Origin of the sequence: Natrinema pallidum DSM 3751 (assembly GCF_000337615.1) — an archaeon.
Lineage (GTDB): Archaea > Halobacteriota > Halobacteria > Halobacteriales > Natrialbaceae > Natrinema > Natrinema pallidum.
Window position 1 is genome coordinate 118,254 of record NZ_AOII01000032.1, and the last position, 10,891, is coordinate 129,144.

Here is a 10,891-nt window from a genome sequence, read left to right on the forward strand (position 1 = left end):
AAACCGGACCGCTTTTGATATCCATGCCGGTAGGAACAGCTATACCAGTGAGTGAGGAAACTGACCTGTCGACATTGCTTTCGGTTCTCGACGACGAGTACGCACGGGATATCCTCACCCACACGAGCGTCGAACCCATGTCTGCCAGCACATTGAGCGAACGATGTGACGCGTCTCTCCCGACGATCTATCGGCGGCTCGAGCGGCTCGAGGAGTGTGATCTCGTCACCGAAGAGACGGAACTCGCCTCCGACGGCAACCACTACAGCGTCTATAGTGCGAACCTCGACCGACTGGAGCTGTCGCTGGAGGACGGCTCGTTCACTCTCGAGTTGACGTATCGCGAGGAAGACGTCGCCGACAAGTTCACTCGCATGTGGGAGGGAATGCGATGAGTCGAGAGGTCGTCCGGATCAACGAGGTGACGCTGTTCGAACTGTTGACGATCGCGAGTCTCTTCCTCGTCGCGCTTGTCGGGACGATTATCGCCTATCAGGCCTACCGTGGCTACCGGCGCAACGATGCATCGTCGATGCTCTATCTCGCCATTGGACTCCTCTTGCTGACGCTGTGTCCCTTCCTGATTAACGTGGTGATGACGACGTTCGTCAGGGCGGATCAGATCGTCATCGCGCTGCTCGAGAACGTGAGTCGACTGCTCGGACTGGGCGCGATCACCTACTCGCTGTACGGACGGCACTGATCGATTCGTCGCGATCGGCAAACGTGTAGGGCCGAAGCCATCCCGGGATCACCGGTTCCGCTGACAGTGAGGAGGGGGTCGAACGACGCAGGACGCCCCCGCACGAGGGGGAATCGCGGGGGCGGAGGGGGCAAGGCTGGCGTCGCGACCCATAGTGGGATGATCGGATGCGGGGAGGCACGGGGGACCACGAAGGCGTGTGGTGGCGGCCTCTCTCGTCCCCCATACGTCCCTACCCACCCCATCGTATTAGTGATACGAGCGCGTTTTCTGGGTCGGAAAATCCGTGCGTTTCGGTCGGGCTCACCCGCCCCCGTCACAGGGTTCTTCGAGAATGCCGCCGTAGCGTCGCTATGGATTACCTCGTCGGTACTGATTCCGTCCACACGACAGCGGCGATCTGTGACTACCTCGACGACCGGGTGACCCCGGCCGACACCGTGACTGCCGTCGCCGTCCTCCCGGACGACGATCCGACGGCGCGCCGTGACGCCGACGAGGCGTTGAACGTCGCCGCCGTCCGACTCGGGGCTGCCGGTAGCGTCGAGACCGAGCGCCGGTCGGGGTCCCCGGCAACGGTGCTTCTCGAGACGGCGGCGGCGGTCGACGTCGACGAACTCGTCATCGGCGCGCACGGTGGCGATCCCGACGCGACGCGAGCTGTCGGGTCGACCGCGCGGCGGGTCCTGGCTGACGCGACGCGGCCGGTCGTCGTCGTTCCGATTCCCGACCCGTAAGGTGAACCGGCGGTTTCGAACCATCCGCGTTCGTCGGGGACCGTCCGGTCGACCGCGGCCGCGGCGATCCTAAAACGGGAACAGCGAATCGGCCTCGAGATCGCGCTCGATGAGTTCGATCTCGTGGCCGTCCTGGTCTTTGGTGAAGGCGTACATGTCGTCGCAGCTCTCGGGGTCGCGGTAGTCCGCTGCGTCCCGGGTCATGAGTCGGTCCCAGTCGTCGTGGAGGTCGTCGAGGCGGACACAAAGGTGGCCCCACGCGTCGCCCATCTCGTAGCTCCGGCCGTCGTAGTTGTACGTCAGTTCGACGGACATCGCCTCGTCGGCGGCGTCCGTGGGTTCGACGAAGTAGTTCGCGAAGGTGTCGGCCTCCCAGCGGCCGACCTCGTCGTAGCCGAACTTGCGCGTCCAAAAGCCCAGCGCCTCGTCGGCGTTCTCGACGCGGATCATGGTGTGGTCGAGCGACCAGAGTGCCCCGGCCTCACGCTGGACGATCTCGATCTCGTGGCCGTCGGGGTCTTTCACGAACGCGTAGCGGCCGCCACAGGACTCGGGGTCGCGGTAGTCCTCGACGCCCTCGTCCATGAGCTGCTGGTAGTAGTCCTCGAGTTCGCCTTCGGGAACGCGGACCGCGATGTGGCCCCAGGCGTCACCCAGTTCGGGCTCCTCACCCTCGTTGTGGGTGAGCTCGAGCATTGCGCCGTCCTCGTGCATCCCCTCGGGCCCGAGATAGACGATAGTGAAGCCGTCGCCCTCGTAGCGATCCTTCTCCTCGTACTCGAGGTGGGATCGGTACCAGTCGAGCGAGTCCTCGAGATCAGCGACGCGGATCATCGTGTGATCGAGCGTTCCGTCCATACGCGAACGGACAGCTGCGCCCTCCAAAAAATTGGCGACTGCGGGGCCTACTCGCGGGTCTCCGGCGACTCCGAGCCGCGTTCGGATTCGGAACTGGCGATCTCGGTGGCCGTGATCGTCGCGGTCGGCTCGAGCCCCTTTCGACCGGCGTCGACCCTCGAAAGGCCGACGACGAGGCCGACGAGGGCGACGGTACCAAGCGGCAGGAAGACGAGCGGCGGGACGCCGAGGTAGCCGTTGAGCAGGTAACAGCCGATGACCACGAGGAAGACGGTCAGAGCGTAGGGAAGTTGCGTGCGCACGTGGTCGATCAGGTCCGCACCGGAGAACGTCGCCGAGAGCACCGTCGTATCGGAGATCGGCGAGGCGTGATCGCCGAAGATCGCGCCGGAGAAGACGGCACCGACGGCGACCGGGACGAGTTCGAATCCGCTCCCGAATTCGTACGCGACCTGAATGGCGATCGGAGTGACGAGTCCCATCGTCGCCCAGGACGAACCCATGGTGAACGCGACGAAGGCGGCGATGAACAGGATGAGAACGGGGAGCAACTCGGCCGTGAGGTACGGTTCGGCGATAGTGGCGACGTAGTCGCCCGTGCCGAGCGTCTCCGCGACGCTGCTGATCGTCCACGCGAGCACGAGGATCGTGACCGCCGTCAGCATGATGCCGAAGCCGTCGATGACGGTATCGACGCCGTCGCCGATATCGAAGAGGTCGTAGGCCNGCTCAGAGATGTGTATAAGAGACAGATGTCGATCAGCACCCGCGTGAGCCCCGTGTCGTCGACGGCGGCACCGAACGCCGTCGGCGCTCCCGCCTCGGCCTGCGCCGAGAGCCACGACTGATACCCCGTCCAGAAGGCGCTCGCGAGCGTCACCGCGATCAGGACGACGACGGGCGCGAAGAAGGTCCGCAGCATCGGGCGCTCGTCGATCGGCGCGCCCAGGTCCTCCTCGACCTTCTGGAGCGGCTGTGCACCCTCGCGGTTGACCGCGCCCGTCGTCCGCGAGCGGTGTTCGGCGTCGAGCATCTCGCCGTAGTCCCGCCCGGTGTAGACGATGATGCCGACCATGACGATCGCCAGCAGCGCGTAGGTGTTGTAGGGGATCGAGCCCACGAACGTCTCGAACGCCGTCGGTGCCTCGTCCGCGACGCCCATGTCGTCGTACGCGCTCCTGATCAGCGACAGCTGAAACGCGACCCAACTCGAGATGCCCAGCGTCGCGACGGGCGCGGCCGTCGAGTCGACGATGTACGCGAGCTTCTCCCGGGAGATGCGGAGCTGATCGGAGAGTTCCCGCATCGTACTCCCGACGATGGCCGTGTTGGCGTAGTCGTCGAAGAACAACACGAGTCCCAGTATCCACGTGGTCAGCCCGACGGTCCGCTGGGTCTCGAGGTGTTCGGTCGCCCAGTGGCGGACCGCGATCGCACCGCCGAGCCGCCAGATGAGCGCGACGCCCGACCCCAACAGGAGCGTAAAGACGAGGATCTGGACGTGGAAGCCGTCGTCGACGATGACCGCGCTGACGATCCAGTCGAATGTCTGTGCGATGCCGAGACTCTCGGTGTGGATGACCGCCCCCGACCAGATGCCGAGAAACAGCGCCAGCATCGGCCGGCGGGTCACGATCGCGAGGACGATCGCGAGCAGCGGCGGCAACACGGAGAGTGCCCCGTACGTAGCCATAGCTGTCTAGTCTTCGGCTCGCCGGATATTATTGACCGTTCCGATCCGACTCGTGTGATCCTCTCGACAGTACCGCATGCGGACCGATCCGAGCGGCAGCCGAGCCGTCGGGTGACGGGACGAGAACGGGTCGACCTTCCGGGACTAGCGTCGCAGAATCAGTTTCAGCACGTCCTCGTCCTCGAGCACGTGGTCCTTTCCGACCTGCTGTTGGTCGTGGGCCGCGCTGGGACCGGTCACGCGGGCGAAGCGGAACCGCTCTTCCATCTCGCCGCCGAGTTTTTCGACGGCCTCGCCGACGGTGGTCCCCTGCTCGACGACGAGCGGTTCCTCCCAGTCGATACCGCGGCCGGGTTTGTCCATGTAGACCCGGATCAGTCCGAGTCGCTCCCAGATGCGGTCTTTGAGCACGTCGAGCCCCTTCTCCTCTTCGGCGCTGATGAAGGTGACCGCCTCGGGATCCAAATCGCGTTGGCGCAACTGCTCGTCGACCGTTTCCTTGTAGTCGGGATCGATCAAGTCGACCTTGTTGACGCAGGTGATCGAGGGGATATACTCTCGGTTCTCCATCAGGCCGTCGACCAGCCGATCGATGGAGACGTTCTCCTGGAGATTCAGGTCGGCGTTGACGTAGCCGTGCTCGCGGAGGACGTCCTTGATGGTCTTCTCGTTTAAGTCCTGGTCGGTGCTCGAGGTGATCTTGATGCCGTCTTTGATCTTCGGGCGGACCGTGACCTGCGGGGGCTCCTGATCGACGCGGATGTTGATGTCGTACAGCTCCTCACGCAGCCGATCGTACTGCTCGATCTCGAACACCGAGAGCATGAAGATGATGAGGTCGGCGTTGCGGACGACCGCCAGTACCTGCTGGCCGCCGCCTTTGCCCGCCGCCGCGCCTTCGATCAGTCCCGGGACGTCGAGCAGTTGGATGTTCGCGCCACGGTGGTTCAACATCCCCGGGTTGACGTCGAGCGTCGTGAACTCGTAGGACCCCGTCTCGCTCTCCGCGTTCGTCAGCGAGTTCAGCAGCGACGACTTGCCGACGCTCGGGAACCCGACCAGCGCGACGGTCGCGTCGCCGTGTTTCTCGACGGAATAGCCGCCACCGCCGCCCGACCCGGACTGCTGTTTCTCGAGTTTCTCCTTTTTCTCCGCGAGCTTGGACTTCAGCCGGCCGATGTGGGCCTCAGTCGACTTGTTGTAGGGCGTATTGGCTATTTCGTCTTCGATTGCCTCGATTTCATCCTCGAGCCCCATTTGTCAGTATGCAACCGGCCGCGCCGAAAAACCCTTTCGAGACACACGCTGGGACGCCGCCACAGTTCTCCTCCCGAACCGGACACTCGTTTCCTCGGCCGTGTTCGTATCGCCACCGTTGTGTTAGGTATCCTATCCTGTAGAGCTCATGATACGACATGCGACAGCGCGAATACGTTACGGCAGTGGGGAGTAACGTGGGTGCCCTCGCGACGACGGGGGTCGGGAAAGCCCAGCCGGTCGCCCTCGAGCGCGTTCACCCGGCGGAGAGCGAGACGGCCGTGCGATCCGAGGACCGAATCGGATTCGAAGTGGCGGCGACGCCGGGCGTCGATCCGACGGCGACCGATTGGGTGGTCGACGGTCGGACGGGGGTGCGATCGAACCGAACGCACCGTTCCAGGAACTACACTTACGCGCCGCTTCTCCTCTCACTGTCGAGGCGGCGGCGGGAAAAGGTATTGTCGGTCAGCTCCTCCCGAACGGATTCGTGACCGCCGGCACGATCCGACGCCGAGTCCCCCCTCGGTGGTTCTGGATTCCGTCCGCTGCGTTAGGTGCCCCGGGCGCTCGAGGGGAGACCATATTGACATATGCTATCGTGGTACATAGATGGGGTGCATGCTAGCGCCAGTGTGGCCCACCCGGCAGCGATGACGGCAGCACCCGAGGCCACGCCACGGTGGGTGGCAGAGCGGGTGACTCGTCGGTTTGGGGCGCGACGACTCGGATCCATTACCGATAGAGACGGGACTTCGACACAGATAAACGACCGGCCGGGGATACGGTACCTATGCCGAACGCGTCGCGGCTGCGTGACAGTACCCAGATCGTCCTGCCACGGGAGGCACTCGAGGGGCTCGAGTCGCAGCTCGACGACGAGTTCACCGTCACCGTCGTCCGGGAGGGAGAAGACTACTGCCGCATCATCGGCAGTCCCGTCGAAATCAAGGCGGTAAGCGAGTTCCTCGCTCGACGTGGCGTCACCGTCCGCTGATCGCCGCCCGCCGTGGTCCGACGGGTCCGATCGATCCGACGGTGTCGCTTACCAAACGCAACCAGCCGTGCGGTTCGGCGTCACCGCTCCGGATGCGTCGGCGCATCGAACCCGCCCCGGACAAGGGGCTTCGCGATGTGGCGTCGCGCACACGGCGGGACCTCGTACCAGCCGTCTTCGAGGTCGCGCTCGAGCGGTTGCTCGGCTCGCTCCGCCGCGCTGGTTTTGCAGTCTCGGCAACGATACCCCTGCTTTCGACCGGCGCTCTCCATCGTTCGCTCGCAGTCGGGACAGATCGGCGTTACCCGCTCGGTCCGAACGAGGTCGCGGACGGCGATCTTCTCGAGTTTGAGCGTGCCGTCGGCGACCTCGCCGCAGGCGGTGATCCGATCGCCGACGCGCAGCGCCCGCACGCGATCGCGGAACCGCTTCGTCGGCTCGAACGCCGCACAGGTGAGCCGCTCGGCCGACCGGTCGCCGTCGGCGGCCGGTGATTCGATATCGACGAACACGTGGCCGCCGCGACGTGTTTCGGGCTCGCTCGCGACTCGCCCCTCGACGCGGTAAGCCCGCCCGTTCTCGACGGTCCCGATCGAACCGTCCCGAAGGTGGACGTCCGTCCCCTGGTTAGTCACGAACAGCCGCCCCCCGGCAACGGGCTCGCTCTCGATGCGATCGGCGACCGCACGGACCGCGTCGGGATCGTCGCCGCGGATGCCGTGCAGGATGGGACCGGGCGTGTGGGGGACACAGACGGTCTCGTCCTCGCCGCGGTCGACGGTGTCCCACACCGAGGGATAGCCCCGATCGGCCGCAGCGAAGACGCTCTCGTGGTTCACGTCACGGGGTGTTCCCCAGCGGTCCGGCTCGCGATACGAGATATATTCGTAGGTCCACTCCTCGAGCGCCGCCCAGGAGCCGATCGCGGCCAACGCCCCGATCCGGCCGCGGCCGTCGCCGGCGTGCCACGACCGATACCCGTGGCGCTCGATCAGGGCCGCGGCGGCGGCCGGCTCGAGGTGGTCGCGGATCGCCGTGCGTGTGAACCGACGCACGTCGGCGGGAATCGCGCCCGCCTCGGGTGTGCGGTCGGCCACGACCAGTCCGGGGTTCGTCCGGTCGTCGTCGGTTTCGGCGAGCGACTCGAGGCGGTCGCGAGCGAGTTCGAACGCGCGGGCGGGATCGCAGTCCGTGTGGATCGCCAGCGCGGCGTTGCCACGCGTCTTGTACTCGACGGCGGGGTTGAGCCGAACGAGGAGGATTCGGGATACGGAAGCGTCGCGCTCCTGGCGGAGTCGATCCGCGATCGTCGCGGCGACGTAGGTCGTACACATCCCGCGCTCGCGCGAGTCGGTATCGTCGATCCCGACGACGGTCATCGGCGTCTCTTGGCGGGGGACCGGGGAATCCCTTTCGGGATCTCGTTTCGCCGCCGGCCGGCGGCGGCAAATATATAAGTATACTGCCGTGAAACTCGTGGAATCGCGACACGGCACCCGGATATCCCGGGGAAAAACGTCTTATAGGAGGAATCGCTTACAACCCCGTATGTCCCGCTCCGCACTAGTCGGTAACGTGACCGCGATGTTAGAGGACGCGGGATTCATGGTGAGCGATCGGTGTGCGATCCGGCCGAAGAGCTTCGATATCGCCGCCCGGCGCGGCGAGGATCTGATCCTCGTCAAGATCCTCGCGAACATCGACGCGTTCAACGAGGCGACCGGCCACGAGATGCGACGCCTGGGGACTTACCTCAATGCGACGCCGCTGGTCATCGGCCTGCGCAGCCGCGACGAGGACCTGAAACCCGACGTGGTCTACTTCCGACATGGCGTCCCGGTTTTCAGCCCCGATACGGCGTACAACCTCTTCATCGAGGAGGTCCCGCCGCTGATCTACGCCGCTCCCGGCGGCCTCTACGTCAACATCGACGGCGATCTGTTGGCCGACGAGCGCGAGGACCGCGACTGGAGCCTCGGCCAGCTCGCCAGCGAACTCGGCGTCTCCCGACGGACCGTCTCGAAGTACGAAGACGGGATGAACGCGTCCGTCGAGATCGCGATGGCCCTCGAAGAGATGTTCGACGCGCCACTGACGAGCCCGGTCGACGTCCTCGAGGGAGCGGACGACGTCCACGAGAGCGAAGCAACGCCGGCCGATCCCGAAGCGGACCCGGACGACGAACAGGTCGTCGCCGTCCTCACGCGGGCCGGCTACAGCGTCCACCCGACGGCCCGCTCGCCGTTTACGGCGGTCAGCGAGGACGAAGACGACAGCGAGATCGTTTTGACCGGTCACTCGAAGTTCACGAAGGCCGCGGAGAAACGCGCCCGGATCATGAGTTCGATCGGGCAGGTCACCCGCACCCGATCCGTCTACGTCGTTGACCGGGCGAAACAGGAGTCCGTCGACGGCACCGCACTGGTCGAGCGCGACGAACTCGAGACGTTCCGGAACGCCGACGACCTCCGGGACGTCATCCGGGAGCGCTCCGAGCACGAAGAGGCGGCCTGACAGAGGTCCGCGCCGGCCGCATGGACTGACCGGCAACTCAGCGAGTCCCAATGAAGCCGAATTCCGACGTCGACATCGTCAGCGCACATCGCGGACTCCTCGTCGGGTTCCTGACTGGACTCGGACTCGTGTTCAACTACGGGACGCCCATCACCACCGCGGCCGATGGAGCGCTGTTTGTCGCCGTTGCCGTCGCGCTCGGCTATCCCGTTCTCACGCTGTGTCGCCTGTGTACTGGTTGGTTTTAGTGGGTCGCCGAGTCGGAAGCGTGGCTGAGTCAGACGTGCCCCGAACGTGGCGATCACGTAGAGACGGTTCGCCACGGGGAGACGCTGACGTGTCCATGTGGTTTCGAGGGGCACGCCGACCTCACGGCGTCAGAGACGTTCCTTCGAGAAACCAGCGATTGCGGAATCAGGCCGATGGCACGGCCCGTGCGATTCGAGTGGGACGACCACGGCTGGTCGGGGAAACCACACCCTCATGAACGTCCCAACGAAGTGCGCACAAACCCGCAAGTTGCCTCCGTGAGTCGGTAGCCGAACCCCCAACGGAGGAATCCTCGCACTTTAGCGCGGTGAGGATTCAAGCCGCGCCGCTGCCGTAGGTCTCCTCGAGGTAGTCGACGATATCGTCGCTCTCGTTCATACCCTCGACGCCGGTGGCTTCGTCGGTGATGACCGGAACGCCGGTCTGACCGCTGACCGTCTCGACAGCCGTTCGCTCGTCGTGTGAACGGGGGACCTCGATGACGTCGTACTCGAGCTCGAGCTCGTCGAGTTTCGATCGGACCTTCGCGCAGTACGGACAGCCGGGGAGTTCGTACATCGTGATGTCTGCCATACAGGGGCATTGCCGCGGAAGACGTATCAGATCATCGGTCGACNCGTCGTACTCGAGCTCGAGCTCGTCGAGTTTCGATCGGACCTTCGCGCAGTACGGACAGCCGGGGAGTTCGTACATCGTGATGTCTGCCATACAGGGGCATTGCCGCGGAAGACGTATCAGATCATCGGTCGACCGGGTGGTTGCCGGGATCGCGGGGAACGGGAGTCGGTGGATCGGCGGGATCGCCGAAGCCGGTACGCGACGGCGGCCGTCAGAACGAGACCATGCCGGCGTCGACGGCGAAGTAGACCACGAAGTAGAGGACGAACGCGAGTGCGAGCGCCCACTGGCCGGTCGATACGTCGTCGGCTTCGCCCATAGCACCTTTGACGAGCGGGTAGCTCATGATGCCGGCCGCGAGGCCGTTCGAGATCGACGCGGTCATCGGCATGACCGTGATCGTCAGTCCGCCGGCGATCGCCCAGGCGGGATGCTGCCAGTCGATATCAGTGACGCCCTGAAGCATGATGATGCCGACGACGACCAGCGCGAGATAGGAGGCGTACTGCGGAATGGCACTGATCAGCGGCACGATGAGCAGGGACAGCAAGAAGAGGAGACCGACGACGAGGGCGGTGAACCCGGTTCGCCCACCCTCTTCGACGCCGGCCGAGGATTCGATGAACGTGGTCACCGTCGAGGTGCCGATCATCGCCCCGACCGTGGTGCCGATCGCGTCGGCCATCAGCGGCCGCTCGATTTCGGGGAGGTCGCCGTTCTCGTCGAGGAAGCCGCCGATCTGGGAGACGCCGATGAGCGTCCCAGCCGTGTCGAAGAAGTCGACGAAGAAGAACGTGAACACGACCAACACGAAGACGAGCGGATCGTCAGTGATCATGCCGAGCCCGTCGATGAAGCCGGNCGCCCCAGCCGTGTCGAAGAAGTCGACGAAGAAGAACGTGAACACGACCAACACGAAGACGAGCGGATCGTCAGTGATCATGCCGAGCCCGTCGATGAAGCCGGCCATCAGGGGCGTGAAGTCGTACTGTACGCTCGCGATCAGACTCAGGAGGCCTTCTTCGGTGACCTGTTCGTAGCTCCCGGGCGGCGTGAGCGTCCCCGGGGCGACGATGTCGGCAGCCGTCAACACCCAGCCGGTGACGGCAGTCGCGACGATCCCGATGACGATCGACCCGCGGATACCCCGTGCGTGGAGGACGAGCATCAGCGCGAGCCCGGCGACCGACAGCGCTGCGACGGCGCTGGTCGCGACGTTACCTAACGACACGAGCGTGTCGGGG

At 65.0% G+C, this 10,891-nt stretch carries 11 protein-coding genes and 4 pseudogenes; 8 read left to right on the plus strand and 7 right to left on the minus strand.

Features of this window, described 5'->3' with window-relative positions:
* The first annotated feature begins 47 nt into the window (after window positions 1-47).
* From C487_RS04440 to C487_RS04450, 3 genes are all read left to right on the plus strand, one after another.
* Complete coding sequence (locus C487_RS04440) at window positions 48-395, plus strand: ArsR/SmtB family transcription factor (protein WP_006184489.1); 348 nt, start codon at window positions 48-50, stop codon at window positions 393-395.
* Window positions 392-703 carry a DUF7521 family protein gene (locus C487_RS04445; RefSeq protein WP_006184490.1) on the plus strand — a complete coding sequence of 104 codons (312 nt, stop codon included), beginning with the start codon at window positions 392-394 and terminating at the stop codon, window positions 701-703. The genes C487_RS04440 and C487_RS04445 overlap by 4 nt, the downstream gene beginning before the upstream one ends.
* Window positions 704-1,056: 353 nt before the next feature.
* Complete coding sequence (locus C487_RS04450) at window positions 1,057-1,440, plus strand: universal stress protein (protein WP_006184491.1); 384 nt, start codon at window positions 1,057-1,059, stop codon at window positions 1,438-1,440.
* A gap of 69 nt (window positions 1,441-1,509) precedes the next feature.
* Here the strand turns inward: C487_RS04450 and C487_RS04455 are convergent, their stop codons facing one another.
* The 3 genes and pseudogenes from C487_RS04455 to C487_RS04465 all read right to left on the minus strand — a co-directional run bounded on the left by C487_RS04455 (window position 1,510) and on the right by C487_RS04465 (window position 5,248).
* Window positions 1,510-2,298: a VOC family protein gene (locus C487_RS04455; RefSeq protein ID WP_006184492.1), complete on the minus strand. Its 789-nt coding sequence runs from the start codon at window positions 2,296-2,298 to the stop codon at window positions 1,510-1,512.
* Window positions 2,299-2,345: 47 nt separating this feature from the next.
* Window positions 2,346-3,991: pseudogene (locus tag C487_RS04460) on the minus strand (Na+/H+ antiporter NhaC family protein).
* 144 nt (window positions 3,992-4,135) lie between these two features.
* A complete protein-coding gene (locus tag C487_RS04465) occupies window positions 4,136-5,248 on the minus strand; it encodes an OBG GTPase family GTP-binding protein (RefSeq protein ID WP_006184493.1) in 1,113 nt (370 codons plus the stop codon).
* Between the two features lie 185 nt (window positions 5,249-5,433).
* On the opposite strand from C487_RS04465, the gene C487_RS04470 reads away from it, so the two are divergent.
* Both C487_RS04470 and C487_RS04475 read left to right on the plus strand, forming a co-directional pair.
* Window positions 5,434-5,742, plus strand: coding sequence for a hypothetical protein (locus tag C487_RS04470; protein WP_193787924.1), 309 nt, complete (start codon window positions 5,434-5,436; stop codon window positions 5,740-5,742).
* Window positions 5,743-6,041: 299 nt separating this feature from the next.
* Entirely contained in the window at window positions 6,042-6,245 is a 204-nt protein-coding gene (locus tag C487_RS04475) for a VNG_1110C family protein (RefSeq protein WP_006184495.1), read from the plus strand.
* 80 nt (window positions 6,246-6,325) lie between these two features.
* On the opposite strand, the gene C487_RS04480 is transcribed toward C487_RS04475, so the two are convergent.
* Window positions 6,326-7,624: a tRNA(Ile)(2)-agmatinylcytidine synthase gene (locus C487_RS04480; RefSeq protein ID WP_006184496.1), complete on the minus strand. Its 1,299-nt coding sequence runs from the start codon at window positions 7,622-7,624 to the stop codon at window positions 6,326-6,328.
* A 169-nt stretch (window positions 7,625-7,793) separates the two neighbouring features.
* On the opposite strand from C487_RS04480, the gene C487_RS04485 reads away from it, so the two are divergent.
* From C487_RS04485 to C487_RS19300, 3 genes and pseudogenes are all read left to right on the plus strand, one after another.
* The gene (locus tag C487_RS04485; protein ID WP_006184497.1) at window positions 7,794-8,759 is read left to right on the plus strand and encodes a transcriptional regulator; all 966 of its coding nucleotides are present in this window, start codon (window positions 7,794-7,796) and stop codon (window positions 8,757-8,759) included.
* Between the two features lie 50 nt (window positions 8,760-8,809).
* Window positions 8,810-9,007 (plus strand): hypothetical protein, encoded by a 198-nt coding sequence (locus C487_RS04490; RefSeq protein WP_006184498.1) that lies wholly within the window; start codon window positions 8,810-8,812, stop codon window positions 9,005-9,007.
* A 6-nt stretch (window positions 9,008-9,013) separates the two neighbouring features.
* Window positions 9,014-9,298, plus strand: a pseudogene (locus C487_RS19300) (IS200/IS605 family transposon protein TnpB); the annotation flags it as partial.
* Window positions 9,299-9,344: 46 nt separating this feature from the next.
* Here C487_RS19300 and C487_RS04495 read toward each other — a convergent pair.
* The 3 genes and pseudogenes from C487_RS04495 to C487_RS22190 all read right to left on the minus strand — a co-directional run.
* Window positions 9,345-9,737 carry a glutaredoxin domain-containing protein gene (locus C487_RS04495; protein WP_152422467.1) on the minus strand — a complete coding sequence of 131 codons (393 nt, stop codon included), beginning with the start codon at window positions 9,735-9,737 and terminating at the stop codon, window positions 9,345-9,347.
* Window positions 9,738-9,858: 121 nt separating this feature from the next.
* Window positions 9,859-10,422, minus strand: a pseudogene (locus C487_RS22185) (solute carrier family 23 protein); the annotation flags it as partial.
* Window positions 10,423-10,524: 102 nt separating this feature from the next.
* A pseudogene (locus C487_RS22190) lies at window positions 10,525-10,891 on the minus strand (NCS2 family permease); the annotation flags it as partial.

Coding starts and splice junctions, on each gene's coding strand:
- C487_RS04445 (WP_006184490.1), top strand. CDS start 392: ATGAGTCGAGAGGTCGTCCGGATCAACGAGGTGACGCTGTTCGAACTG.
- C487_RS04450 (WP_006184491.1), top strand. CDS start 1,057: ATGGATTACCTCGTCGGTACTGATTCCGTCCACACGACAGCGGCGATC.
- C487_RS04455 (WP_006184492.1), bottom strand. CDS start 2,298: ATGGACGGAACGCTCGATCACACGATGATCCGCGTCGCTGATCTCGAG.
- C487_RS04465 (WP_006184493.1), bottom strand. CDS start 5,248: ATGGGGCTCGAGGATGAAATCGAGGCAATCGAAGACGAAATAGCCAAT.
- C487_RS04475 (WP_006184495.1), top strand. CDS start 6,042: ATGCCGAACGCGTCGCGGCTGCGTGACAGTACCCAGATCGTCCTGCCA.
- C487_RS04480 (WP_006184496.1), bottom strand. CDS start 7,624: ATGACCGTCGTCGGGATCGACGATACCGACTCGCGCGAGCGCGGGATG.
- C487_RS04485 (WP_006184497.1), top strand. CDS start 7,794: ATGTCCCGCTCCGCACTAGTCGGTAACGTGACCGCGATGTTAGAGGAC.
- C487_RS04490 (WP_006184498.1), top strand. CDS start 8,810: ATGAAGCCGAATTCCGACGTCGACATCGTCAGCGCACATCGCGGACTC.